The organism is Acidobacterium sp. FHG110202_01 (assembly GCF_059115305.1).
In genome coordinates, this window is record NZ_JBZYWJ010000003.1 from 304,540 (window position 1) to 327,962 (window position 23,423).

Annotated in this window: 25 protein-coding genes and 1 tRNA gene; 10 read left to right on the top strand and 16 right to left on the bottom strand. The window is 57.3% G+C overall.

Annotated elements, in window-relative coordinates; translation table 11 throughout:
* Positions 1-73 precede the first annotated feature (73 nt).
* Together AC5S16_RS07570 and AC5S16_RS07575 are read right to left on the bottom strand one after the other, a co-directional pair.
* Positions 74-1,096, bottom strand: a complete 1,023-nt coding sequence (locus AC5S16_RS07570; protein ID WP_493929434.1) for an LLM class flavin-dependent oxidoreductase — start codon at positions 1,094-1,096, stop codon at positions 74-76.
* Positions 1,096-1,917 (bottom strand): ATP-grasp domain-containing protein, encoded by an 822-nt coding sequence (locus AC5S16_RS07575; protein ID WP_493929435.1) that lies wholly within the window; start codon positions 1,915-1,917, stop codon positions 1,096-1,098. Before AC5S16_RS07575 ends, AC5S16_RS07570 begins: the two co-directional genes overlap by 1 nt.
* Before the next feature lie 678 nt (positions 1,918-2,595).
* On the opposite strand from AC5S16_RS07575, the gene AC5S16_RS07580 reads away from it, so the two are divergent.
* On the top strand, positions 2,596-3,036 hold the full coding sequence (locus AC5S16_RS07580) for an antitoxin Xre-like helix-turn-helix domain-containing protein (RefSeq protein WP_493929436.1): 441 nt from the start codon (positions 2,596-2,598) through the stop codon (positions 3,034-3,036).
* A complete protein-coding gene (locus AC5S16_RS07585; RefSeq protein ID WP_493929437.1) occupies positions 3,033-3,764 on the top strand; it encodes an RES family NAD+ phosphorylase in 732 nt (243 codons plus the stop codon). The genes AC5S16_RS07580 and AC5S16_RS07585 overlap by 4 nt, the downstream gene beginning before the upstream one ends.
* A 422-nt stretch (positions 3,765-4,186) precedes the next feature.
* Here the strand turns inward: AC5S16_RS07585 and rplI are convergent, their stop codons facing one another.
* The 10 genes from rplI to AC5S16_RS07635 form a co-directional block, all read right to left on the bottom strand.
* Positions 4,187-4,642, bottom strand: coding sequence for a 50S ribosomal protein L9 (gene rplI / locus AC5S16_RS07590; protein ID WP_493929438.1), 456 nt, complete (start codon positions 4,640-4,642; stop codon positions 4,187-4,189).
* A 207-nt stretch (positions 4,643-4,849) separates the two neighbouring features.
* Positions 4,850-5,191, bottom strand: coding sequence for a 30S ribosomal protein S18 (gene rpsR, locus AC5S16_RS07595; protein WP_493929439.1), 342 nt, complete (start codon positions 5,189-5,191; stop codon positions 4,850-4,852).
* A gap of 121 nt (positions 5,192-5,312) precedes the next feature.
* Positions 5,313-5,741, bottom strand: a complete 429-nt coding sequence (gene rpsF / locus AC5S16_RS07600; protein ID WP_493929440.1) for a 30S ribosomal protein S6 — start codon at positions 5,739-5,741, stop codon at positions 5,313-5,315.
* A 113-nt stretch (positions 5,742-5,854) separates the two neighbouring features.
* Positions 5,855-6,454: an aminoacyl-tRNA hydrolase gene (gene pth, locus AC5S16_RS07605; protein ID WP_493929441.1), complete on the bottom strand. Its 600-nt coding sequence runs from the start codon at positions 6,452-6,454 to the stop codon at positions 5,855-5,857.
* Positions 6,455-6,601: 147 nt separating this feature from the next.
* The gene (locus tag AC5S16_RS07610) at positions 6,602-7,282 is read right to left on the bottom strand and encodes a 50S ribosomal protein L25 (RefSeq protein WP_493929442.1); all 681 of its coding nucleotides are present in this window, start codon (positions 7,280-7,282) and stop codon (positions 6,602-6,604) included.
* 255 nt (positions 7,283-7,537) lie between these two features.
* Positions 7,538-8,578 (bottom strand): ribose-phosphate diphosphokinase, encoded by a 1,041-nt coding sequence (locus AC5S16_RS07615; protein ID WP_493929443.1) that lies wholly within the window; start codon positions 8,576-8,578, stop codon positions 7,538-7,540.
* A gap of 124 nt (positions 8,579-8,702) precedes the next feature.
* Positions 8,703-8,776, bottom strand: a tRNA-Gln gene (locus AC5S16_RS07620).
* An 81-nt stretch (positions 8,777-8,857) separates the two neighbouring features.
* The gene (gene ispE, locus AC5S16_RS07625) at positions 8,858-9,829 is read right to left on the bottom strand and encodes a 4-(cytidine 5'-diphospho)-2-C-methyl-D-erythritol kinase (RefSeq protein ID WP_493929444.1); all 972 of its coding nucleotides are present in this window, start codon (positions 9,827-9,829) and stop codon (positions 8,858-8,860) included.
* Between the two features lie 193 nt (positions 9,830-10,022).
* Positions 10,023-10,307 (bottom strand): HigA family addiction module antitoxin, encoded by a 285-nt coding sequence (locus tag AC5S16_RS07630; RefSeq protein WP_493929445.1) that lies wholly within the window; start codon positions 10,305-10,307, stop codon positions 10,023-10,025.
* A 12-nt stretch (positions 10,308-10,319) separates the two neighbouring features.
* A complete protein-coding gene (locus AC5S16_RS07635; RefSeq protein ID WP_493929446.1) occupies positions 10,320-10,805 on the bottom strand; it encodes a type II toxin-antitoxin system RelE/ParE family toxin in 486 nt (161 codons plus the stop codon).
* Between AC5S16_RS07635 and ggt the strand changes: the two genes are divergently transcribed.
* Positions 10,690-12,423 (top strand): gamma-glutamyltransferase, encoded by a 1,734-nt coding sequence (gene ggt, locus AC5S16_RS07640; protein WP_493929447.1) that lies wholly within the window; start codon positions 10,690-10,692, stop codon positions 12,421-12,423. The two genes, AC5S16_RS07635 and ggt, sit on opposite strands and share 116 nt — an antisense overlap.
* Before the next feature lies 1 nt (position 12,424).
* Here the strand turns inward: ggt and AC5S16_RS07645 are convergent, their stop codons facing one another.
* A complete protein-coding gene (locus AC5S16_RS07645; RefSeq protein ID WP_493929448.1) occupies positions 12,425-12,715 on the bottom strand; it encodes a hypothetical protein in 291 nt (96 codons plus the stop codon).
* Positions 12,712-13,014, bottom strand: coding sequence for a BrnT family toxin (locus AC5S16_RS07650; protein WP_493929449.1), 303 nt, complete (start codon positions 13,012-13,014; stop codon positions 12,712-12,714). Before AC5S16_RS07650 ends, AC5S16_RS07645 begins: the two co-directional genes overlap by 4 nt.
* 174 nt (positions 13,015-13,188) lie before the next feature.
* On the opposite strand from AC5S16_RS07650, the gene AC5S16_RS07655 reads away from it, so the two are divergent.
* A complete protein-coding gene (locus AC5S16_RS07655) occupies positions 13,189-13,527 on the top strand; it encodes a hypothetical protein (RefSeq protein WP_493929450.1) in 339 nt (112 codons plus the stop codon).
* Between the two features lie 5 nt (positions 13,528-13,532).
* A complete protein-coding gene (locus AC5S16_RS07660; protein WP_493929451.1) occupies positions 13,533-14,366 on the top strand; it encodes an LOG family protein in 834 nt (277 codons plus the stop codon).
* A 122-nt stretch (positions 14,367-14,488) separates the two neighbouring features.
* Here the strand turns inward: AC5S16_RS07660 and AC5S16_RS07665 are convergent, their stop codons facing one another.
* Entirely contained in the window at positions 14,489-17,995 is a 3,507-nt protein-coding gene (locus AC5S16_RS07665) for a TonB-dependent receptor (protein ID WP_493929452.1), read from the bottom strand.
* A 261-nt stretch (positions 17,996-18,256) separates the two neighbouring features.
* Here AC5S16_RS07665 and AC5S16_RS07670 point away from each other — a divergent pair, with 261 nt between their 5' ends.
* From AC5S16_RS07670 to AC5S16_RS07690, 5 genes are all read left to right on the top strand, one after another.
* Positions 18,257-19,012, top strand: coding sequence for a YggS family pyridoxal phosphate-dependent enzyme (locus AC5S16_RS07670; protein ID WP_493929453.1), 756 nt, complete (start codon positions 18,257-18,259; stop codon positions 19,010-19,012).
* A complete protein-coding gene (locus AC5S16_RS07675) occupies positions 19,009-19,317 on the top strand; it encodes a DUF167 domain-containing protein (protein ID WP_493929454.1) in 309 nt (102 codons plus the stop codon). The genes AC5S16_RS07670 and AC5S16_RS07675 overlap by 4 nt, the downstream gene beginning before the upstream one ends.
* 29 nt (positions 19,318-19,346) lie before the next feature.
* Positions 19,347-19,871, top strand: coding sequence for a hypothetical protein (locus AC5S16_RS07680; protein ID WP_493929455.1), 525 nt, complete (start codon positions 19,347-19,349; stop codon positions 19,869-19,871).
* A 44-nt stretch (positions 19,872-19,915) separates the two neighbouring features.
* Positions 19,916-21,361, top strand: a complete 1,446-nt coding sequence (locus AC5S16_RS07685; RefSeq protein WP_493929456.1) for a sodium:solute symporter family protein — start codon at positions 19,916-19,918, stop codon at positions 21,359-21,361.
* A 61-nt stretch (positions 21,362-21,422) separates the two neighbouring features.
* A complete protein-coding gene (locus AC5S16_RS07690) occupies positions 21,423-21,824 on the top strand; it encodes a hypothetical protein (protein ID WP_493929457.1) in 402 nt (133 codons plus the stop codon).
* Between the two features lie 66 nt (positions 21,825-21,890).
* Here AC5S16_RS07690 and AC5S16_RS07695 read toward each other — a convergent pair whose 3' ends face one another.
* Positions 21,891-23,411 carry an MBL fold metallo-hydrolase gene (locus AC5S16_RS07695; protein ID WP_493929458.1) on the bottom strand — a complete coding sequence of 507 codons (1,521 nt, stop codon included), beginning with the start codon at positions 23,409-23,411 and terminating at the stop codon, positions 21,891-21,893.
* Positions 23,412-23,423 lie beyond the last annotated feature (12 nt).

The following is a 23,423-nucleotide window of genomic DNA, read 5'->3' on the forward strand; positions in this document are numbered from 1 at the left end:
CTACTTTATCCCGCAGGTTGTGATAGACGAAGCGAAAAGCAGGTCCTTCGTTTCACTCAGGATGACAACCTTATTATGTGGTCTTCATCACCTGGGCGGCGAAGCGTTCCATCTCTTCGAGCTGCGGGCTTGATTGCAGCAGCACCAGATCGACACCGACAGCGGCAAACTCTTCGAGGCGGGCGGAAACCTGCTCCGGCGTGCCGACGAAGCCGCTGCGCAGTCCGCGATTGGAGACGGAGTAGTCTTCGAGCGAAACCTTCTGCTCTAGCTGTGAGCCGGTGATCCACTGCTGGTAGTTGGCGTAGCCGCGCGCTGACTGCCGGACGTCGGTGATGCGGGCGACTTCCTTCTTTGCTTCCGCTTCGGAGTCGCGCACGATGGCGTATCCGGCGACGCCGAAGACCATCGGCGGCAGTCCGGCAGCTTCGCGGCGCTGACGCATGTCGGCGATCTTTTTGCCTACGATCTCCGGCGGGTCGCCGTGCATCAGGTAGGCATCGCATTTCTGCGCGATGAGGTTCTTGGCTGTCTCCGATTCGCCGCCAGCGTAGAGCGTGGGCCGCGGCTTGCGCACGGGCTTGGGCGAAAGCACGTTGTCACCGACGCGGTAATACTTGCCCTGGTAGGAGAAGCCTTGCTGGTTCCAGCAGCCGTTCACTACCTCAAGCCACTCTGAAGTGCGAGCGTAGCGGTCGTCGTGCTGATCGAAGGCGATGCCATACTTCGTAGCCTCATCGGCCCACCAACTGGAAACGACGTTGAGGGTGAGGCGGCCGTTGGCGATGTGGTCGATGTTGGCGGCCTGCTTGGCCAGAAGCGCAGGATTGTGAAACGTGGGCCGGACGGCGACCATCAGTTCCAGTTTCTTCGTTACCGCGGCAAGAGCGGCAGTAGTCGACCAGGCGTCGAGCGACGGCGCTTCGACACCCTTGATGTCGTTCAGGTTTAGCTCGGCAATCAGCGTGAGGTCGTAGCCGATCTCTTCTGCGCGGCGCGCGAGACGGCTGGCGTACTCCCAGCTGGCCTCCATCTGCTCGTCTTCTACATTGCGCAGCCATCCGCCAAAGACGGGGAGCCAGAAGCCGTAGCGCACTATTGGGCTCCTACAGTTTCTGCTTCGTTGACCTTGGCGGCTTCAGCTTCGAGCCAGTCGGCTAGCTTGACGAAGGGGTCAAAGCCGATGACACGCGGGCCGTCGGCGACGAAGTTTGAGAGCGCGTTGATGTCGTAGTAGAGGCGCCGGCCATCGCGGTTGTCGGTGATGTACTCGATGCCGCCGAGCTCGATGCCCGCTGCCTGCATGATGCGTTCAACGTCGGCAACGACTTCCTGCGGAGGCACGTAGCCTTCGACGCTGATGCCGGTCCTGGGGGCGTCGACGGGGCAGGCGGCGCGGTTGAGCTCCACTCCCCCGGTGGTGCGGCAGATGTCTGCCGGGCAGAGGTCGAAAGTCTCGCCGGTGATGTGGACCTTGATGGCATAGAGGAACTTTCCGTTGAGCACTTCGCAGCGGACGATGTGGCTGTCGCGAGCCGGAATGAATTCCTGGACGAGCGCGGTGGAGTCGAGGCCGAAGGCCAGCTCGCCGGCATCAGCGGCCTGATTCAGTGCTTCCGGAGTATCGAAACGCTTCACTCCTGCACCGGAGCCGCCGATGTTCGGCTTGACCACAATAGGCCAGCGCAGGCCGTCGGTCGCCGCGAGCGCTTGCGATGCGCGATGGATGACGCGGGCCTTGGGATAGGGGAGCCCCAGATCATCGAGGAGCGAGAGCTGGGCTGCTTTCGAGAGTTCAGTGCGGAAGGCCTTGAGACCATTGATGACGCGTACGCCGCGCCGCTCAAGGTGGTCGAGGAAACCGAGGGTGTAGAAGATGGCGTCGCTGTGGTCGCGGTTCCAGGCCGAGGGGCTCATGCGGTTGACGACGACCGACCAGCTACGCTCGGGGTGCTCCTCTATGGCCCAGGCGTGGGTGATCGCGTCCAGCTTGATGTAGTCGGTGCCGCGGCGGTCAAGCTCGGCGAAGAGCGGCTTGAACCAGTTGGGCTGCTCGTAATAGATGGCGATGGGCTTTGGCACTATGGACCCCTCCCCTCCCCCTATGTAGCGGAGGTTTTACTTGTTTTCAATGACTTACGAGGGGGTTACCCCCTGCTATCTTATTGATTCTTCAATTGCTTGTGCACTACTGCTGTGTTTTCAAATATTTAGAGGGGGGTCTTTGTCAGGCTCAGGTCTCAGGACACAGGGCTCAGAAAATCTCTCCCTTAATTTCAGGATATCAAGTCTGACGAGGAAATATGCCAAATCGCCGCAAGTTTAAGCGGTTTGTTTTGAGCGGGTTAAAGAAAAATTTCAATGAGAGGGGCTTGACATCTGAATATCTATCGCCAAGACGACTAGATTCGCCAAGACTTGAACATGATAATGTCCAGGGAGCCTTGCTGCGCAAGGCAAAAGGCGCACGAACTTTCGTTCGTGCGGGTCCTTCGACTTCGCTGCGCTTCGCTCAGGATGACAAATCTGTGGTGCATTTGAGGTTGCCGGTATCCTCTAAATCGAGGATAATATAATTCGAAATCGAGGCATGAGATGGCTGTATCTTTAGCGCTTCCGAATACAGCTCAGCTGTTTGACCGGGCCCCTGATCTGACGAGTGCGGAACAGAGGGAGAAGCTGAGTCCCAGCGCGATCAAGGCCTTTGCGAATATCGCTGACAAGTGGAAGTTGACTGAGGCGCAGGCTCGGGGGCTGCTTGGCGGCATCGCTTCCTCTACCTATCACGAGTGGAAGGCCAGGCCGAAGGGCCGGAAGCTCGACCAGGATACGCTGATGCGCATCTCGCTGGTGATCGGCATCTACAAGGCACTGCATATTTACTTCGGCCAACCATGGGCGGACCGCTGGGTGATGCTGGGAAACCGCAACTCGCTGTTTGGGGGTGCTGCACCTATCGATTACATGCTGCTTCGCGGGCAGCCGGGCATGATGCAGGTGCGCCTGATGCTCGATACGTGGCGGGGAGGCCGATGAGGCTTCCGCCCACGGTGGAGTGGGCTGCGGATGGAATGCACCGGCTGATTCCGTCGCGCTACAGCGAAAAACAGACAGTTCTGGCTGATGTTGCCGATGATGATGCAATGCTCGATGACATTACGTTGCTGGATGGAGCAACGAACGAACGCATTCAAACGGAGCAGACAGGCAAGGTCGGCATCAGCACGTATGAGCTGGTGTACGGCATTCCGAATGCGCATATTGTGAATGCGGCCTTCAGCTATGCGTCTGCCTCCGGCTCGCGGTTCAATGACGAAACACGCGGCGCATGGTATGCGGCGGATGAGCTCGATACGTCACTGGCCGAGGTGACGTATCACAAGGCGCGGCGGCTGGGCGAGATGATTGTTCCCGGGCTTCCAGGGGAGCGTCCGGACCGCGATGTTTCTACCTACGATGACTGGCTCGCGGATTTCCGCGGGCAGTTTCATGCGCTCGATCCTCCGGAGCAGTGGAGTGACTGTCTCGAAGCCGAGCCGGTGCCGGATTGCTATGCCGCGGGACAGCGGCTGGCTCAGGCTTTGCTTCACGAGGGATCGAATGGGCTGGTGTATTCCAGTGTGCGGCGCGCCGGGCATACTTGCCTGGTCTGCTTTCGGCCGGCGCTGGTGTATCGTCCACGGCGGGATGTTCGGCTGGAGATTGTTTTTGAGGCGGCTGAGGTTGGGTATGAGTGGACGAAGCGGGTGGTGGGGATTCACTGATACTGAGAGAAGATCAATGTCCAAGCCCGCAAGGGAATCCGATCAACTAAAGCCACTCTACAGACGCTGGAAAGATTTAACAGCATACATTGCAATAGGTGCTATGTATTTGAGACATGCCAAAGAAAGCGATCGAGAAGATAGGTAGTCAATGATCGTCCAGACCAGAGATTTCTAAAAAGCGGGCCTTGCTGCGCAAGGCAAAAAGCGCACGAACGTTGTTCGTGTGGGTCCTTCGACTACGCGCCTTTGGCGCTTCGCTCAGGATGACTCCAGTGGTAGAACAGGCTTTCGAGGCATGACACAAAGCATTGGGTAAGCGGTAACATTCGACAAAATGAAAAGCCCCAGTGGAAACCGGGGCTTTTCATTTGCCCCGGACGGCCAGTCCGCCGCCGGAGGCATTGCTTTTTGTTTCTAAGCTACTCAGCGGCTTCTTCGGGCTTCACCGTCACCTTGATGTGGGCGGTGACTTCTCGGTGCAGTTTCACCGGGATGAGGAACTCGCCGATGGACTTCAACGGTTCGTCGAGGCTCACCTTGCGGCGGTCGATGTTGAAGCTCTTCGCTTCGAGCGACTGCGCGATATCAGCTGAGGTGACCGAGCCGAAGAGATGGTCGTGCTCGCCTACCTTACGTTCGAAGACCAGCGCCACTTCATTGAGCTGGGCGACGAGCTGCTCGGCTTCCGCCTTTTCCTTCGCTGAGCGGCGCACGGCCGACGCCTTCATCTGCTCGATGACAACCTTGTTGGCGGCGGTCGCTTCCATGGCGAGCTTTTTGGGCAGCAGGTAGTTGCGGCCATAGCCGTCAGCGACCTTCACCACGTCGCCGCGGTGGCCCAGGTTTTGTACGTCTTCTTTCAGAATGACTTCCATTTTTGCCAATCTCCAAAATCTGTGCGGATCGAAATTGAGGACCATTCCCTCGGCGGCTAAAGCCGCTCGCTCCGCTCCAACTTATGGCACGGCTGAAGCCGTGCCCCTTCAAAGAAATCTGAATCACCGTCTACGACGGCGGACTGGTAAGGCCCACATTAGGCGCGAGGCGCCGAACATGGGGCACCCGGCTTCTACCAAAAATCCTTAATACTTCACCGCAAAGGGCAGCAGGGCAATGTTCCGCGCCTGCTTGATGGCCCGCGTGAGGCGTCGCTGATGCGTCGTGCACACGCCGGTCAGGCGGCGGGGAACGATCTTGCCGCGCTCGGCGACAAACTGCTGCAGCAGGCGCACGTCGCGGTAGGAGATCGCGTCGATCTTCTCCGTGCAGAACTTGCAGACCTTCTTGCGGCGGAAAAACTTGCGTGGTCCGCCGGCGCCGGGCGCTCCACCCGGACCACCGGAGCGGGGACCGGCAGGGCGGCCCGTACCTGTGCCTGTGCTCTCAGGGGCCTTCTGTGTTGTTGTGGTTGTTTCTTCAGCCATGTTCTTATCCTTCTTTGAAATTGCCTCTGGGGCTAAACCCCTTGAATCTTTTGGATTGATTGTGAGAGCTGAAGCCCTCACCTACCCAGTCCTTGCCTGCCTGATCGCACGCCGATGAAGCTTAGGCACTGGCCTGTGCGGCTTCCGCGGGAGCCTCTGGTGCTTCGGCGGCGACAGGGGCAGCAGGAGCCGGTGCGGTCTCCGAGCTCACCTTCTTGCGGGTGGCGCGGATGGCCTTGATCTTGTCGATGCGCTTCTGCTCTTCATCCGTGCGCACGGTGATGAACTTGATCACCTGTTCGGTAACGCGGAGGCGGCGCTCAAGCTCGGCAACCAGCACGCCGTCGGCTTCAATGGTCAGCAGAATGTAGTTGCCTTCGCTGAACTTGCGCACGAGGTAGGCGAGCTTGCGGCGGCCCAGCTTTTCCGTGGCGCGGACAGTTCCGCCGCCGTTGGTGACCGTGGTTTCAAAGCCGGCAATCAGCTTGTCCAGCTCTTCGTCCTGCACATCGGGCCGGACGATAAACATGACTTCATAAGAACGTTGCATTTGTTTCTCTCTTCTCGATTCGCAGCTGCAATTTGCAACCGTGACCGTTACGAAAAATTCCGGGGCTGAAGCCCCTTTTTATTTCTGTTCACCGGCCTAAAAGGCCGATGCTTCTACCCCTCCGCCGGGCCGTTTTGCTCGCGGCGGTTGAACTCATTCATCGCAGCCTTGATGCCCTCGGCTGCGATCATTTCTACGGCCCGGGCTGCCTTGTCGAGCACCGGGTCGATCTCAGTTAAATCTGCCTTGCGCATCGGCGTCAGCAGATAATCTTTGCCGCGGCGTCCGCTCAGCTCACCGGGTCTGGGTCCTACGCCGATCCTGATCCGCGCCCACTCTTCTGTCCTGAGAGCGCCGTTGATCGACTTAGCCCCGTTGTGTCCGCCGGAGCTTCCTCCTGTCCGCACCCTGATGGAACCCAGCGGCAGGGCCAGCTCGTCATAAATCACGGCCAGGTCACGCTCCGGATCGGCATCGAATTCCCGTACCAGCGCCTCAACTGAAATACCGCTGAGATTCATGTACGTCTCGGGCTTGGCCAGGATGACTTCGCGTCCTGCCATCCGAACCGTTGCCGTTACTGCGCGGCTGCGGCGATTGGCCACCTGCACGCCGTAGTCGTCGGCAATGCGGTCAATCGCGAGAAAGCCAGCGTTGTGCGGCGTGAACTGGTACTCGATGCCCGGATTGCCAAGACCGACGACCAGGAACACGCCGCGATTTGTTTCTCCATCCAAGCGCTTGTGAACCAGGGCTAAAGCCCTTTATATCCTTGCCCTGATTCACCGGACTAAAAGTCCGGTGCTTCTACCTCAACGGCCTGGCATTCGAAAGCTACTGCCTTCGAATGCCTGCCTCACTTATTTCTTCGCCGGAGCTGCGGCCTCGGCTTCCTGCTTGCCCTTCTTTGCCACTTCAGGCTCAGCCGGGCCAGCTGCGGCAGCGGCTGCTTCTGCTTCAGGCGTGGCTGCAGCCTCTTCCTTCACAGCAACAACGTGCGCAACGGTGTTGTTCTCGTCAGAGAGGAACTTCAGCTTCCCGCCGTGCGGCAGGTCAGAGACGCGCACCACATCGCCGAAAGCAAGATTGGTGACATCAATGTCGATGTGGCTCGGAATGTCTCCGGGCAGGCACTCGATTTCGACTTCACGCAGCACCTGGTCAAGGATGCCACCCTGCGTCTTGACGCCCACAGGCGTACCAATGAGGTGAATCGGCACTTCGACGCGAATGGGCTTGTCGAGCGCGATGCGCTTGAAGTCGATGTGAAGCAGAGAACCCTTGATCGGCTCGTACTGCCAGTCGACGATCATGGCCTTGGCCTTCTTGTCGCCGATTTCGAGATCAAAGATCGAGTTGTGGCCGGCGTCCGAGTGGAGGATGCGGAGGATCTGCTTGGGGTCGACTTCAACGGCGACCGAGGCCTCCTGCGCTCCGTAAACGACGGCAGGAATTTTGCCGGCGGCGCGAACGCGGCGGGCTGCATTCTTGTTGAACTTGCCCTCGCGGGGCGTGGCTGCTACGACTTCCTGTGTAATCATTCTGTCCTTTTCCTTCGGGCACGGAGATTAAAACAGGGACGAGGGAATTAGGGAATAGGGATTAGCCCTTATAGCCTCTACTGTTTTGCTTTACCGCTCCCTTTTCCGGAAGGGTTGATTCTTCCGGATGATTTCGCGAACCTCAGGGGCTGAAGCCCCTCTTATTCGTCGTTTGTTTTCTGCGAGGGCTAAAGCCCTCGCCTACCTGAGAACCAGGCCTATTCCCTAGTTCCCTAAAACCCTCATTCCCTGCATTCAGCTGAACAGCGTGCTGACGCTGGTTTCCATGTGGATGTTCTCAATGGCTGCACCTAGCAGGCCGGCAACTGAGAGCACCTTGATCTTCGGCAACTTCTTTGCCTCTTCGCTGAGAGGAATCGAGTCGGTGACGACGACTTCCTCCAGCCTGGAGTTCGCAATGCGCTCCACTGCCTGCCCGGAGAGCACGGCGTGCGAAGCGCCTGCGTAAACCTTTGTCGCGCCCTTTTCAAGCAGCGCGTCGACTGTCTTGACCAGCGTGCCGGCCGTGTCGATGATGTCGTCGATGATGAGGCAGGTGCGCCCGCTCACATCGCCGATCACATGCATCACTTCCGTCACGTTGATGTCCGTCCGGCGCTTGTCGACGATCGCCAGAGGGACTCCCATCTTCGTCGCAAAGTGGCGCGCGCGTTCCACGCCTCCCGCGTCGGGTGAAACCACGGTCAGGTTCGGCAGGTTCAGCTCCTTGAAGTGGCTCACCATCACCGGACTGGCGAATACGTGGTCCACCGGAATGTTAAAGAACCCCTGAATCTGCGCCGCGTGCAAATCCATAAACAATGCGCGATTGGCGCCCGCGGTGGTCAGCAGATCGGCGACCAGCTTGGACGAAATCGCAACGCGCGGGCGGTCTTTTCTGTCCTGCCGCGCATAGCCGTAGTACGGAACGACGGTGGTAATTCTTCCGGCCGATGCGCGCTTGAGCGCGTCCACCATGATCAGCAGCTCCACCAGGTGCTGATCGACCGGATTGCATGTCGGCTGGACAACAAAAACGTCCACGCCGCGTACGTTCTCGAGAAGCTGGAAGTACACCTCTCCATCGGAGAAGCGCTGCATCTTGGTTTCACCCAGCGTCACGCCGATGTGCCTGCAGATATCGTGGGCCAGCTGCTGATTGGCGGTTCCGGAAAAAATCTTGAACCGCCTGTCTTCGCTCAAGCCCCGTGAGCGCTTGCGTTCGGGCAGCTGCTTGCCGCGTCCGTCTGCCGGTGCTTCCGCTGTCAGTACTTCTACCGTCGCTTCGTTCTTCATAAGAAACCCCCAAGCTGGTTTGCGTTGGTTGTCACTCATGCTGGCCTGACTGCATGGCCAGCGGCTTCATTGTCCGTGGTGTCGGTTCATGAAAAGTTAGTCATGAAAACAACACCGCAAATTCTGGCTGGGCGACTAGGATTCGAACCTAGACAAAGTGCTCCAAAGGCACTTGACCTACCATTAGTCGATCGCCCAGTGTTCTAAGGGCCCGGGGCTGAAGCCCCTTGTTTTTCAGCCCATCTTTCACCGACCTAAAAGGTCGGTGCTTCTACCCTATTACTGCCCTACTATCATGGTCGCCCAGTAGGCTTCGCGCGGCAAGGTCTTTGTCCGCAGAAAAGCTGTTCCGTAGGCTGACAGCCGCTCTTCTGCCGCGGTAGCTGCTTCTTCAGTCTGGTAGAGGCCAAAAACGGCTGAACCAGAGCCGGAGAGCGCAGCGTAGACAGCTCGTTGATCCAGAATGCGCTTGATTTCGCCGAGGGAGGGATATTGACGGAAGACGACTTGTTCAAAGTCGTTGTCAATCCCGGTTCGGACAAGCGCGAGAAGCGGATCCTCGGGCTGGCCTTCTCCTTTGGAGAAGACACCGGAGACATGCGGTCCACTCAGGCAAGCTGAGAGGACACGGCTCAACTCTTTTAGTCTATCGGAGGGCTCGGCTGCGGTCAATCTTTGATCCCAGTCGCGGAAGGCCTGCGGCGTGGAGACGCCGACCGCGGGGAGTGCGATGACGCAGTGGGTTTCAGGCAGGTCGAGCATGGGATAGACTTCCTCGCCGCGCCCTAACCCGAGAACTGCTCCTCCGATCAGGAAGAGTGGCACGTCGGAGCCGACGTCGGCAGCGATGCGCAGACGCTGGGCTGCAGGAAGACGCTCGCCCAACTCGTGCTCGAGTCCAATGAGGGCAGCGACAGCATTGGCTGAGCCGGCGCCCAATCCGCCCTGGACGGGGAGCTTTTTTTCTATATGGACTTGAACCTCAACCGGAAGTTCGCCCACGGCCAGTGCCAGCGACTGAGAGAGCATCTTCCAGACGGTATTGCGTGAGTCCGTGGGGACGCGCGCGTCGTTCGTCGTCAGTACGATGCCGCCCTGTCCGCTTGAAAGTCGCTGCGCCTCGACGGTGACGACATCATGGGCGGCGAGTGTCTGGTAGAGCGTGGTCAGGGCGTGGAAGCCGTCCGGACGCGGTGGGCCGATGGCCAGGCCGAGGTTGATCTTGGAAAATGAGCGGACGCGCGTGGACATGCAGAATGGATTGTAGCTGTTTAAACGTTGAGAAAAGAAAATCTACCGTCAAGACGCTAAGGGACGCCAAGATGCGCAAAGAATTCTTCCCCCACCCTTCGACGTCGCTCAGGGCAGGCTCCGTACGCAGAGAACACAGAGGTTTCGCAGAGCCGTCTAATTTTTTCCGTCATCGGGGTAACAAGTAGAGCCATTAAGCCGCGTGCCCGAGTGGCTTGATTTTCTTCCGCGACCGCTGCGACTCCTGCCAGAGGTCGTACTGCGCCTGCATTCTTAAAAGCAGTTCAGGAGAAACGCCGAATGCCTGAGACAGACGAATTGACATATCCGCCGTAATCGCTGAGCTGCCGTTGACAATCCGGGACATAGTCGCGCGGGATACTCCGATATGTTTCGCCACAGCAGCAATGGAACGCTCTCCGAGATATTCTTTGACCAGCAAGCCGGGATGCGCCGGGTTGTGCATCTGCGAATACATAATGAAACCTCTTCAGTGATAGTCCTGGTAGTCGACCAGAATCGCGTCTGTACCTTCAAAGGCAAAAGTCAGTCTCCAATTGCCGTTTACTTTGACCGCCCAATGCCCTGCAAGATTGCCTTTGAGAGGATGCCAGTCCCAGCCGGGAACATTCATCTGTTCAGGAACAGTAGCTGAATTCAGAACTGACAGCAAAAGCTGTAATCTCTGTGCATGTTTTGGCTGAATGCCAGCCTTCGATCCCGTCTTGAAGAACTTCTCAATTCCTCGATGACGGAAGCTCCTGATCACCCCATCGAGTGTAACATGTGACGTTACGCTATGAATAAACCGGAAAACTGCACGGCATTGCCGGGAAATTCGGGTTAAACTAGCGCCTATCATGGCGCGACGTGTCATTTGTTTTTCTGCAGTTCTCTGCCTGATTTCGCTTCCTTTGTCTGGCCAGCCGGTGCAGGCTGCTCCGCATGAAACGCCTGCGCACGCGAAGCATGCCATGGTGGTCAGCATTCATCATCTGGCGACGGATGCCGGTGTTGAAGTTCTGAAGGAGGGCGGCAATGCCGTCGATGCGGCTGTAGCCACGGGATTTGCGCTGGCTGTGGTGCATCCAGCAGCGGGCAATATCGGCGGCGGCGGATTCATGCTCATCCACCTGCGGAATAAGCCGTCTACCTTTATTGACTATCGCGAGAAGGCCCCGCTGGCCGCTTCGGCCAACATGTATCTCGACAGCAAGGGCAACGTCATTCCCAATGCGAGCGTTGTGGGATACAAGGCAGTCGGCGTTCCCGGCTCGGTGGCCGGAATGGCGTATGCGGAGAAGAAATACGGCAAACTGACGCTGGCGAAGGTGATGGAGCCGGCGATCCGGCTGGCGTCGGAAGGGTTCACGCTAACAGACGAAGAAGCGCAGGAATTACATGAGTCGGGGCTGGCGCAGTTTCCTGAATCGAAGCACATCTTTCAGCGAGACGGCAACTATTACAGCGCGGGTGAGGTCTTCAAGCAGCCGGAACTTGCGGCAACGCTGCGCCGCATCGCCAAAGACCCGGATGATTTCTATCACGGCCAAATTGCAAAACAGCTTGCAGCAGATGTGCAGAAGGGCGGCGGCCTGATTACGGAGCGCGACCTTGCCTACTACGAGGTCAAGGAGCGCGAGCCGGTTACCGGCACCTATAAGGGATATACGATTGTCTCCGCGCCGCCTCCATCGTCGGGCGGGATTGTGCTGCTTGAGATCCTGAACATGCTTGAGGGCTATAATCTCGGACGCTTCGGCGACCGCACGCCAGCAGAAATGCACCTCATCACCGAAGCCTTCCGCCGCGCCTACATGGACCGTTCGGACTATCTCGGCGATCCGGATTACGTGAAGATTCCAGTCGAGCAGCTCATCGACAAGAAGTATGCAGCGGCATGGCGCTCAAGCATTCAGGAGGACCAGGAGACAGCTTCGGCCAGCCTCAGGCGTCCGGCTAATTTCCTGCCTGCTCCACCTACCATGGATGAAGTGCGGCACGAATCGATGCAGACGACGCACTACTCCGTGATGGATGCGGACGGCAACGCGGTTGCGGTCACCACCACGCTCAATAACAGCTTCGGCAGCTACGCTACGGCTGCAGGACTGGGCTTCGTGCTCAACGACGAGATGGATGACTTCGCTTCGAAGCAGGGCGTTCCGAATATGTACGGGCTGATTCAGGGGCCGGCCAATTCGATCGCACCGGGAAAGAGGCCGCTGTCGGCGATGACTCCGACGATCGTGCTCAAGGACGGAAAGGTGGCGATGGTGCTGGGCTCTCCCGGCGGAGGACGCATTATTTCTACAGTCGCCAATATTTTTCTGAGCGTCGCCGATGAAGGGCTCAACATTCAGGATGCGGTCGATGCTCCGCGCTTCCATCACCAATATCTTCCCGATGTGCTCTCGCTGGAACCTGGCTTCCCGGATGCGACTATCGATGGCCTGCGCGCTCTTGGCTACCACGTGAATGTGGCGAAGGGACACTGGAGCGATGGCGAGTGCATTATGGTCGATCCTGAAACCGGAGAGCTCGAAGGCGGGCAGGATCACCGGCATCATTATGGGAAAGCTGCGGGGTATTGAATCAGCTGGCCCGCTCGGCCTTCTTCAGAGCTTCGTGCAACAACATTTTGAGATAGGTTTGATAGCGCAGTCCTTTTCGTTCCGCCTGAGATCGCGCGAGCCTGATATCGGCTGGATCTAATCGGATAGTTGTCGTAGGAAGAGCGGCGCGCTTGACTACTGTTCCCCTTCCGACTTTGCCTTTGGCCGCCGCGCGTTCAAACTCATCTGCAATCTTGTCTTCGCGGCTTGCCCACCATCTGGCTTCTTCCGCTTCACTTGCGAAAACAGGAAGCTTTGCCTTGCTCTTCATTGACTCTCCCTTCCCGTATTGGATTTCAGACTTTTCCAATAACGTCTAAGCCGTTCTTTTGCCGGCCATGCAGTAACCACTCTGATCTTTCTCCCCGAGAAAGTAGAGATCACAATCAAGATGCGGCCCGCGTTCGTTTCACCCACTTGCATGAACCGGTCTTCGCCATCCTGGTTTTGCTCTTCGAGATCAGCCGGATTGTTGAGAATGACTTCTTCCGCTTCTTCTGGAGTGACCAGGTGTTCTGCGATATGACTGCGGTTTTGGTCATCCCATTCAAACTCGACCTGAGCCTTCACCAAATTATCGTAGCTACTTTGTAGCTACGATACAAGCACCACCGAATTTTCAGGAACTCACAGAGAACAAAACCGATTGGAGGAGATGGCCAATTCGAGTCTCGTGCGTGTGTTACTGTTTGGAAAAGAGTTCATTTTTTTGACTGCGCACTTTTTTGCAGTCTTCACAGACGCATGTCGCATCAGCCGAACCTGTTTTCGTCGAACACTCCGCACGGCTCGGCCGCTCCTCCTCCGAAATCTGCGCCGCAGACGCTTCCCACCGAACATCGCACACCCGTGTGGCTGCGCCGCGTCGATCTGTTTCTGCGTGTGGTGGTGCGGCTCTATCTCGGTCTTCTGATCGTGGCGCTGCCATGGACGCATTTCTGGAGTGAAAATCATCTCTTCGCACTAGTCCCGCAGGTTGCGGTGTTCACATCGAATGGAGCAGTGCGCGGCATCGTTTCCGGCCTGGGAATATTGAATATCTGGATCGCCATCAGCGACGCCATTCACTACCGTGAGCCCTGATCTTTATGTCTGAACAGAATCCCGACCCGCTCGCAAGCGCTCCCCTGGCGTATGAAAATCCCGGCTTTCTCAACAGCCCCGATGGGCGCATCATCCGCATCCTTTCTGAATACTCCGAGCCGCTGGCGCGCTTTCGCCATGAGCGCATTCAGGACACTGTCGTCTTCTTTGGATCGGCGCGCAATAACAAAATCGATGGAGTGACAGCGGAGGCGCATCGCGAAATGGCGCAGTACTATGAAGATGCGCGCCAGCTGGCCCGCATGCTGACGGAATGGGCCATGACGCTCAAATCGCGGCGTTACCGCTTTGTCGTCACCTCGGGCGGGGGCCCCGGCATTATGGAGGCGGCCAACCGCGGTGCCTTCGAAGCCGGCGGCAAGACGATCGGGCTCAACATCAAGCTGCCCTTTGAACAGGCTCCGAACCGCTACATCACGCCTGCGCTCAACTTCGAGTTCCACTACTTCTTCATGCGCAAGTACTGGTTTGCTTATCTGGCGAAGGCGCTGGTGGTGTTTCCCGGAGGCTTCGGCACCCTGGACGAGATGTTCGAGCTGCTGACGCTGGCGCAGACGCAGAAGCTGGCCAAGAAAATCACGGTAGTCATATATGGATCTGCGTACTGGAAGAGTGTACTGAACTTGCAGATGCTTGTGGACAAGGGCGCCATCTCACCGCATGACCTCGAGCTTTTTCAATTCGCAGACACCCCGGAAGAGGCATTCAACCTGCTGAAGGACGGCTTGACGAAGAATCATCTGGCCTTCGAAAAGCCAATCTCTGAGACCGAAGATGAGAGCGCCTTCCGTCCGGAGATTGCGAAGACCCGGGCTTAAGAAAGCTACCGCCAAGACGCAAAGAACACCAAGATGCGCCAGGCAGGACCGCAACAGAACTAACCTTCCGCAAAAATAAGGGCGCTCCGAGGAGCGCCCCTGCTTCGGTCCATGGGACCGAGCTAAAAGGTAACTTTGCCACCAATCTGGATATTGCGGTTGCCGGTGCCCTGCGAGAAAGCGCCACCAGCAGCGAGGCTGCCGCCACCGCCTCCGCTATAGAAATTGTTAAGGAAGCCTGACGGGATCAGGTTGGCATAGTCCTCGATGCTGGGATCGGGCGTTCCGTAGTAGCCACGATTAAGGATGTTGAACGAGGTCACCTGCAGCTGCATCCTGACGCGCTCGGTGAGTTGGATGTCCTTGTAGACGCTGAGGTCGAGATTGTTGAAGGTGTCGCCACGCAGGGTATTGCGTCCAACTCCGGGAAATGGGTTCCCACGAGCAAGCGCTTCATATCTGTTATTCCAGAGCCAGTGGACATCGGAGGGTGAAACAGGGTTACCGGTACGGTAATCAACGTAACCCTGAGGCCCGAGGTTAATGCCGACGGTGCCAATGGGTGCACGCGGGTTAGAAAGGATGGGGCGGCAACTGCCCTGAGCGAAGTTCTGGTCAAAAGCAAAGTCACAGAAGCTGGTGGTGGCCAGTGTATCGGTGATGCCGGAAAGAGCTTCGGATTGCACTGTTGTATTCTGGCTCACGCTGAAAGGCTGGCCGCTGTTATAGGTGTAAAGCGAGTTGAAGGAGTAACCGCCGAGCAGCCGACCCAGCAGACCTTTCTGGTTCTTGAAGAAGGGTTCGGAGTAATTCAGGCCCAGACCCACAACATGCGGATAGGAGTTGCCGCTGACTCCGCGCTCGGCCACGTTGGGATCAAGCGGGTTCTGTGCGTAAGCATTCGTATTGCCGCCTGTACCAGTGCTAAAGATTTCGCTGGTGTTATCAATGGCACGGCTGAAGGTATAGGAGATCGTGCCCGTCCAGTTGTAGAAATTTCTGGTGGTGAATGAAGTCTGCAGCGCACTGTAATTCGAAAAGGCTGTGTTTGCCGTCGTGCTCACTACGTTGTAATTGCAATCTGGTCTTCCGAGACCGGTAGCTGTCGCCGTGGTGCAGACGGAAATGCCCGCTCCATAAGCCGGGAAGTATGCCTGCACATCCGCGATGTCGGGATTGGCATTGAGCGCCTGGAACTGGCGGAAGGTGTGGTTACCTACATAACGCACTTCAGCTACGCCGCTCTTTGCGACCTGGTACTGCACGCCCAGGGTGTAGCTCTCAGCCATCGGTGTCCGGAAGTTCTTGGGAACCGTCTGGAATGGCTGCAGGCGCGGGTCCCCACCTGTGGGAATGAACTGATTGTCCGCCGCATGCACGGAGCCATAGGTAAGGCCTCCGCTGGGCAGGCAGTTGGCTGTGGCACCGTCACAGTTGAAGGATCCAGCATTCGAGACCGGTGTACCGCTGGCGATGTTGATGAAAATGTTGTCGAATGCGGGATCAACATTGATAGCGAATCCTCCGTGAACGACGAGGCCCTGGGCAAACGAAGGATTCCAGGCAAAGCCCACGCGCGGCTCGATGTTCTTGTAAAAGGAATCGATTTTGGGGAAGGTGGTGGCCGAGAGCGGCAGGCTGGTATCCCAGAAGGGGTTCGGCCCGGTCTGCTGCTGCATGCTCAGATCATGGAGCAGATTGATGCTCTGACCGAAGTACTCGTAGCGGAGACCGATGTTTGCTGTGAAGGTGGGCGTGATCTTCCAGTCGTCCTGGAAGTAAAGGGCAAAGTCAGGCTCGGTGAAATGGTCTGTCGGAGTTCCGGCGGTCAACTGGGTATGCGCCACTCCCTGCAAAAGACCGGAGATGCCATTGTTGAGCATTTTGCTCTTATCAGTGCCAGTCGCTCCCTGAGCGAAATTGAAGTTGCCCGCAGCATTGGGCAGAAAAACGTTGGGCGAGTTCTGGTAGTCGAATTCGCCGCCGAACAGAATATTGTGCTTGCCCTTGGACCAGCTGGCGTTGTCCTGGATCTGGGTAACCTTGACTACCCGGCCCTGAGGCATATTTGTCGGATAGCCATATCCTTCAAGTCCTGCGCCCAAGGCCACATTTGACGGGCACGAAGCGAAATTCGTGATGGTGCACTTGGGGTCGCCGCCTCCGTCGAATGCCAGCGTCGACTGCTGGAAGGAGTAACGGAGCTGATTCACCAAAGTCGGAGAAAAGGTATGCGTCCAGTCGGCTCCGACCGAGTGCACCGTGTCTCTGACATCCGTGAAGCCGCCGGTTACCAGGGTTCCGGAAAAAGGGCTGGTGGGATTGTCCTGGTACATATAGCGCAGGTAGAAGCGGTCATTGGGCGAGAGCTGGTAGTCAAGTCGGCCCAGGTGCTCCTGGTCGAGGCTGTAGCTGGGCAGGGTGCGCGCATACTGCGAGACTTCAATGCCGGTGGTAGTGTTCCCGTCAGTGACCGTAAGCGTCGAAGTTGGGCCGAAAGGAGCGGGGTTCCCAATAGGGAAGGCATAGGGGCCGTTGGCCACCAGAGAATCGACGCCGGGGTTGTTGGGATAGGCGGACTGAAGCTGCTTCAGGCCGTTCGGCGTGGGGAAGAGATTGCCGTTCGTCGTGCGGCGGAATCCGCCCTGATAGGTACGGCCCCAATAGGTGCTGCCGAAGAAGAAGAGCTTGTCTTTGAGGACGGGGCCACCAAGCGTGCCGCCGAAGAGGTTCTGCACGAAGCGAGGCACTGCAGGCGTCACGCAACCGGTGTCCGCGCTGACTCCCGGCGGGCAGAAACCGAATTGCGGGCCCTTTGTACCCTGCGTCAGCGAGGAGAGCCAGGAGCCGGTGTAAAACTCAAAGGCCGAGCCATGGAACTGGTTGGTGCCGCTCTTGGTCACGTAGTTGATGACCGAGCCCATATTGCGCCCGTACTGAGCGCTGAACTGGTTGCTGATGACCTGGATTTCCTGGATGGCGTCCTGGTTCGAAAAGAAAATCTGCGGCCCTGTGACCGAGTTGTCGTTGTTCGACTGGCCGTCGATTTCGGCGTTGTTGGAGCGCCCTCGTTGTCCGTTGGCCGAGAAATTGGTGCCGTTGGTGTTCGACATGTTGTCGTCATGCGTGGCTACCACGCCGGGAACAAGCAGTGCAGTGTTGTCGAAGCCGCCGCTTACCGGAAAGTTCTGGAGCTGCTTTGAGTCAAAGACAATCTCGCCCTGCGACGAAGTGGTGTTGATCAGGGCCGATGCGCCGCCTTCCACCTCGACCGTTTCCGCAGCTGTACCGGGATTGAGCGTGCGCTGACCAAGAGCAGTGGCGTTTCCAGTGACCACCAGTACATTATTGATGGTCGATTTGTTGAAGCCTTGAGCGTCGAGGGTAATGGTGTAAGTGCCGATGGGCACATTCGAAATCAGGAAGGCGCCTTCAGCGTTGGTGATTCCCGTAAGTGTCGCGCCGGTGGTGCTATTGACGGCGGTCACCGTAGCGTTCGAAATGACTGCTCCGGTCGGATCGGTGACAGAACCTGAAAGCGACCCGGTGATGATGCCCTGGCCAAATGCGAGATGTCCAAGTGCCAGAAGAGACAATACTGCAACAAAGAACCTGACTGTGCGTGCCATGATTTTCCCCTCGATGCAGATGCAAATGAAAGACAGCTGTTGTTCTGTTAATTAATTTCGGAGCCGAGAATGGCAAATGATAAGGCAATTTGCCCTCCAAAAAATGACATAACAGTTAAAATCCTGCAACGTATTAGAACGGATAAAGTTACTAATCAGTAATGATTACAGGGCCAGCATAAATTTTCTCTTAAGGTATTCAAAACATACATATTTAGGAACAGGGCATTCTATTTTCTGTATTCTTAATTCACACCTCTTATGCCTCTGCTCAACAACAGCCTTACGGCGAACCTGGAACTGCTGCACGGGAAAATCTCAGCCGCTTCAAAGCGGGCCGGACGATCGCCAAGCGAAGTGAAGCTGATGGCGGTTTCAAAGACACATCCGGCAGAGGCTATGGCGGCTGTCTATGGGGCAGGTGTGCGGCTCTTCGGCGAGAACCGGGTGCAGGAGTTCCAGAGAAAAAAAGAAGAGCTGAAAGGGCTGGGCATTTCCGTTGCCGGTTTTGGTGAAGCAGATGCTAGCGGCGCCGAAGTACATTTGATCGGGCATCTGCAGTCGAACAAGACCGGAAAGGCCGCCGAGATATTTACGGGAATTGATACGGTGGATTCACTCAAGCTGGCCGAGCGGATTGAGGACGCTGCGGCGAAGCTGGGGCGGCGTATCCCTGTCCTGCTCGAGATCAAGCTGAGCGCCGAAGAGGCGAAGACGGGTCTTGGTCCTGATTCTTCAGAACTGACGGAACTATTAGAGCGGCTGCCCGATCTTGACCATCTTCAGATGCGCGGGCTGATGACGGTCGCGCCCTTCGATGAGAATCCGGAGACGACGCGGGTGTGTTTTCGCAGGCTGCGGCAGCTGAGAGACGGGCTCGCTTCTCAGCATCCACGGCTTGATTTCGGCGAGCTCTCGATGGGCATGTCCGGCGACTTTGAGATTGCGATTGAAGAGGGCTCGACGCTCGTGCGGATCGGGACAGCGATTTTTGGAGCGCGACCGAAACCTGCATGATTCCTCTGCGAGAAAGCGCTGCCGGTGTGGGCTTCGCCGTCCGCGTGCAGCCGCGCGCGAGCCGCACCGCAATCACAGGCGTGCTGGGCGAGGGTGAAGACGCGGTGCTGAAGGTAGCGTTGGCTGCTCCGGCAATTGAAGGACGCGCGAACGAGGCATTGATCCGCTTCTTTGCCGAGCTGTTTGATGTGGCGCGTTCGTCGGTCGAGATTGTGAGCGGCGGGCTGTCACGGAACAAGGTGGTGCGGGTGAGAGGAGTAAGCGCCAGGCAGGTGGAAATCCTGCTCTCGCCTTTTATCTCCTGAGCTTCATAGAATGTGCCAGGATTGGGTTGATGAAAACTCTGCTCCGCCACTTTGATATGCGCGGCCTGCATGCAGCGCTCGATGTTGCGCGGCGTGATCGCGGTTTAAGCTGGGTCGCACTGGTGGCCGAGATCAACAAGCCTTTTGCGGGAACGACCTCGATCCCGATCAGCGTCAGTACAGTCAGAGGCATCGCGAACAAGCGGTCCGTCACCAGCGCAGTTGTATTACAGATTCTGAGGTGGATGGGCCGGACGCCGGAGAGCTTCCTATCGGGAAATGCCGCTGCTCCACAGGTGCATGAGCTGCTGACCGAACCCGGACCAGGGCGCATTCTCCGCTTCAGCACGCGCGCCATGCATGCGGAGCTCGACGCAGAGCGCATCCGGCGCGGAATGACATGGAAGCAGGTCGCCGGCGAGCTGCCGGGCTTTACCGAGAACATGCTCAGGAATCTGGCGACAGGGCCTCTGATCGGCTTTCCGCGGGTGATGATGATTCCGCAATGGCTGGGCCGTTCTGCGGCAAGTTTCGTGCGCGACCATAATCGATAGATCAGTTTCCTCTTTCGCTTCTTTCCCCGTACACTGTCGCTTACATGAACCATCTGTATGCCGCTGTCGTCGGCGCCATTATCCTCACACTGCTTATTGTCTCGCTTACCCGGCTGGGCAAGGTAAAAACCAAGGCGGATTACCTGGTTGCGGGGCGCTCTCTGCCTGCATTTGTGCTGATCTTTACGCTGCTCTCTTCGTGGATCGGCTCGGGGTCGCTGCTGGGAGGCGCGGAGAATGCCTACAAGAACGGCCTTGTGGCGTTGTGGCAGGGCGGAGGCGGATGGGCCGGGCTGCTGCTGATCTACTTTATTGCGCCGCGCGCGCGGCGGTCGCTGCAGTTCACGATTCCCGACCTGCTGGAAGCGCGCTACAACCAGCTGGCGCGCGTGCTGGGGGTGGTGGCGGTGCTGTTTGCCTATACGGGCATCACCAGCTATCAGCTGATTGGCGGCGGCGATATTCTGAGCCTGATTTTCCCCACGATGATTACGCCTGATCTCGGCAAATACATCATCGCAATTTTTGTCATCGTGTTTACGGCCATCGCCGGCATGTCGTCGGTCGCATATATGGATGTTGTCATCGGCCTGCTGGCGACGGTCACGCTGCTGGCTGCATTTCCTCTGCTGCTGCACTCGGCAGGAGGATGGAGTGGTTTTCATGCCGCGCTGCCTGCATCGCACTTCACTGCACTGGGCACAGGATCTTTCATTCAGGCGATGGAGCTGTTTCTTCCGTCGTGCCTGCTGATGCTGGGCAACCAGGCGATGTATCAGAAGTTCTTCTCAGCGAAGTCAGAGAAAGACGCCCGCACAGCCGTGGTGGGATGGATCATCGGCACGGTAATTCTTGAGACGGTCATTGTGCTGCTGGCGATGCTGGGACACGTGCTGGCGATGAAGAGCGGCGCGACGCCCTTTCCGCGAGAGATACTCGCCTTTACTGCTCTGCATAGCCTGCCGGGGCTCGCAGGCGCGTTGTTGATGGGCGCGGTTTTCGCCAAGATGATTTCGACGGCGAACAGTTTTCTCTTTTCTCCGGCAACAAATCTTGTGAACGATATTTTTGTACGCTACATTTCACCCGAGGCCTCGAACAAGCGCATCCTGATCGTCTCTCGGCTGATGGTAGTGCTGCTGGGTGCGTGGGCGCTCTACCAGGCGATGCATACCGGGTCGGTGCTTAAGAAAACACTCTATGCCTATACCGTTTATTCAGCGGCGCTGACGCCGGTGATTCTGGCGGCGTTTTATTCAAAGCGCGCCAATGCCGCCGGAGCCGTGAGCGCGATCTTTGCCGGGACCTTCATCACGGTTTTCTGGGACACCAGCTTTGTCCATCATCATCTGCCGGCAGTTCTGGCGGAACGTGATGCGATCTTTCCCGCGCTGATCGTCGCCGTGCTCTGCCTTGTCGTGGTGAGCGCGCTGACTCCGCCTCCACGCAAGGAGCAGGTGGCGATGTTCTTTCCGGATCAGACCAGTTAATTCTCTATCAGCACTTTTCTGCCTTGTCGCGCTAGGATGGACGCGTTACAAGGAGGGATCGATGTCACACGATGCCTGCTTCATGTGCGGACTTAGCCTGATCCTCATTCCAACCATTGTCTACGGAGGGCTCACGATTCTGGGCGTGGTTACCGGAGGCGCTTATGGCGTGCCGTCGCCGAAACTTTCCGCAGAGCAATCGGGACTCTATCGCGCAGGACACGCGCATGCCGGAGTGCTGACGCTGCTCGCGCTCTTTCTGCAGGTGGCTTTGGATGATGCGAGGATTCCCGGCGATTATGTCTGGCCGGTACGCATTGCAATCTTTGCTGTTCCGCTGCTTGTTTCGGGCGGATTCTTCGGGCTCGCGCATCTGCCGGTATTGCGCTGGCTTTTGTACCTGGGTGCGGTGCTTCTGGTTGGCGTTACGCTGACCGTCGGAATCGGGCTGCTGCGCGCTTAGAAAAAGGCAGGCAGCCTGCATCGTGCGAAGCCGCCTGCCGCGAAAGGAGCACAGCATGGGTTGCGGTCATCCTGATTTCGCAAGGAGCGCGAGCACATCACTCCAGGCCGTGGGCCCTTCGTGCATGGCATAAACTTTTTCAACAACAAGGTGCTCGCGCGCAACGGCCTGCGACACTTCGTGCATCAGCTGCGGCTCATAGAGCGTATGATCCGGATTGATCACTAGTGTATCGCTGGCATAAAGCAGGTGTTGTTCCGGAAAATACACCATATATTGCCGCTCAGTCGCTGCTCCACGCAAAGGATAAAGCTCCATGCGATTCGGGCCGGAGCCGATTTCCACTTTGCCGGAAACAATCTTCCAAGCAGGTTTTGCAGGAGAGGATTGCAACGCATCGGGAGCCATTGTGTGCGGTGCGGTCACCATGCGATCGAGCAGAGGTTGATTCAGGTCGAGGATGTAGACGGGCACCTTCTGCGATACATCGAAACGAATGCCGCCGACGTGCGGCCATGAATCCGAAGTCGATAAGACTGCCTTGATCTTCTCGCCGGGATATTTCTTCTTTGCCTCTTCGAAAACCCCTTGTACAAAGCCCTGGGATATCGGCGATTCCAGAATGACAATGCCATCTGCCTGGTGAACGATGGTCGTGTTCCACGCTCCAGAATAAAGGTCGATGCCGGAAGCCAGCTGCGCGTGATTCCCTGCGCTGAATGGCATGTCCCATCCTTTTCCTTTGGCGCTCTTCTCGACAGCTTTTGCATCCATGACGAAGCTTTTCCCGTCGATGGGAATATTGAATTGCATGTCGAGGGCCTGCAGAGATTTCCACAGAATGCCATTGCGCTCAATGATTTCATTCGACGGATAGACAATTCCTTGCATGTAGCGCCAGTTGTCCCAGTAGATGCGCTGCCGTACATCGCCCCAGTAGTACCACCAGTCCTGGAACTGTCCCGTCATCTCAACGGCATCAGGCAGATGGTTGAAACGGTTCAGCAGCAACCGTACAGGAAACTTATTCCAGGTAAAAGCAACGACCGTGTGCGGTGTCGACCGCAGCGTCTGTGCCGGCTCATAGTGCAGGTCAGCAGCTTGAAACGCTGTAAGCAAAACGCGCGCCGGACCTAACTCAAGAACATAATGCGCGTTCTCAATGTCCTGCAGCCTGCATGGGGAGTCACCCTGCGCATTGTGATACACCCCGCCGGAAGGCGTAACGATCAGCGTGGTATCAAACTCTGCCTGATGAGGATCAGCTTCCGGCCAGACCATATGGGCTTCTCTGCGAACGCGCTGATTTGCAAGATCAATGATGGTTTTGTCGCGCTCATAAGAAGTAATGAACGGTTCCTGCCGGTAAGACTGTTCCGTGAGAGCTATATGCGAAACGACATCGAGCTGGATGCTTCGAATCGCTTCCAGTTTCTGTTTTCCGCCCATCGCATCGAGCGCAAGGGTAAGGCATTGGGCCGGCGTCAGGTTCGCGCAGCCGGGTGTTTCAACCGTGCTCGCATGAGATGTAGAAAAGGCAGAGAGTACCGCGATAACTGCCGACAGCAGACGAAAGAAAAGGCCCATTCCTCGGGGATT

What these genes read in the sequence shown, in the direction of transcription:
- AC5S16_RS07580 (WP_493929436.1), top strand. Translation starts at nt 2,596, where the DNA reads ATGGCTGTATCTTTAGCGCTTCCGAATACAGCTCAGCTGTTTGACCGG.
- AC5S16_RS07615 (WP_493929443.1), bottom strand. Translation starts at nt 8,578, where the DNA reads ATGAAGAACGAAGCGACGGTAGAAGTACTGACAGCGGAAGCACCGGCA.
- AC5S16_RS07630 (WP_493929445.1), bottom strand. Translation starts at nt 10,307, where the DNA reads ATGTATTCGCAGATGCACAACCCGGCGCATCCCGGCTTGCTGGTCAAA.
- rpsF (WP_493929440.1), bottom strand. Translation starts at nt 5,741, where the DNA reads ATGCAACGTTCTTATGAAGTCATGTTTATCGTCCGGCCCGATGTGCAG.
- AC5S16_RS07690 (WP_493929457.1), top strand. Translation starts at nt 21,423, where the DNA reads ATGTCACACGATGCCTGCTTCATGTGCGGACTTAGCCTGATCCTCATT.
- AC5S16_RS07585 (WP_493929437.1), top strand. Translation starts at nt 3,033, where the DNA reads ATGAGGCTTCCGCCCACGGTGGAGTGGGCTGCGGATGGAATGCACCGG.
- AC5S16_RS07655 (WP_493929450.1), top strand. Translation starts at nt 13,189, where the DNA reads ATGTCGCATCAGCCGAACCTGTTTTCGTCGAACACTCCGCACGGCTCG.
- AC5S16_RS07685 (WP_493929456.1), top strand. Translation starts at nt 19,916, where the DNA reads ATGAACCATCTGTATGCCGCTGTCGTCGGCGCCATTATCCTCACACTG.
- AC5S16_RS07675 (WP_493929454.1), top strand. Translation starts at nt 19,009, where the DNA reads ATGATTCCTCTGCGAGAAAGCGCTGCCGGTGTGGGCTTCGCCGTCCGC.
- rpsR (WP_493929439.1), bottom strand. Translation starts at nt 5,191, where the DNA reads ATGGCTGAAGAAACAACCACAACAACACAGAAGGCCCCTGAGAGCACA.
- AC5S16_RS07695 (WP_493929458.1), bottom strand. Translation starts at nt 23,411, where the DNA reads ATGGGCCTTTTCTTTCGTCTGCTGTCGGCAGTTATCGCGGTACTCTCT.
- rplI (WP_493929438.1), bottom strand. Translation starts at nt 4,642, where the DNA reads ATGGAAGTCATTCTGAAAGAAGACGTACAAAACCTGGGCCACCGCGGC.
- ispE (WP_493929444.1), bottom strand. Translation starts at nt 9,829, where the DNA reads ATGTCCACGCGCGTCCGCTCATTTTCCAAGATCAACCTCGGCCTGGCC.
- AC5S16_RS07635 (WP_493929446.1), bottom strand. Translation starts at nt 10,805, where the DNA reads ATGGCATGCTTCGCGTGCGCAGGCGTTTCATGCGGAGCAGCCTGCACC.
- AC5S16_RS07575 (WP_493929435.1), bottom strand. Translation starts at nt 1,917, where the DNA reads ATGAGCCCCTCGGCCTGGAACCGCGACCACAGCGACGCCATCTTCTAC.
- AC5S16_RS07610 (WP_493929442.1), bottom strand. Translation starts at nt 7,282, where the DNA reads ATGATTACACAGGAAGTCGTAGCAGCCACGCCCCGCGAGGGCAAGTTC.
- AC5S16_RS07660 (WP_493929451.1), top strand. Translation starts at nt 13,533, where the DNA reads ATGTCTGAACAGAATCCCGACCCGCTCGCAAGCGCTCCCCTGGCGTAT.
- ggt (WP_493929447.1), top strand. Translation starts at nt 10,690, where the DNA reads ATGGCGCGACGTGTCATTTGTTTTTCTGCAGTTCTCTGCCTGATTTCG.
- AC5S16_RS07670 (WP_493929453.1), top strand. Translation starts at nt 18,257, where the DNA reads ATGCCTCTGCTCAACAACAGCCTTACGGCGAACCTGGAACTGCTGCAC.
- AC5S16_RS07680 (WP_493929455.1), top strand. Translation starts at nt 19,347, where the DNA reads ATGAAAACTCTGCTCCGCCACTTTGATATGCGCGGCCTGCATGCAGCG.
- AC5S16_RS07665 (WP_493929452.1), bottom strand. Translation starts at nt 17,995, where the DNA reads ATGGCACGCACAGTCAGGTTCTTTGTTGCAGTATTGTCTCTTCTGGCA.
- AC5S16_RS07645 (WP_493929448.1), bottom strand. Translation starts at nt 12,715, where the DNA reads ATGAAGAGCAAGGCAAAGCTTCCTGTTTTCGCAAGTGAAGCGGAAGAA.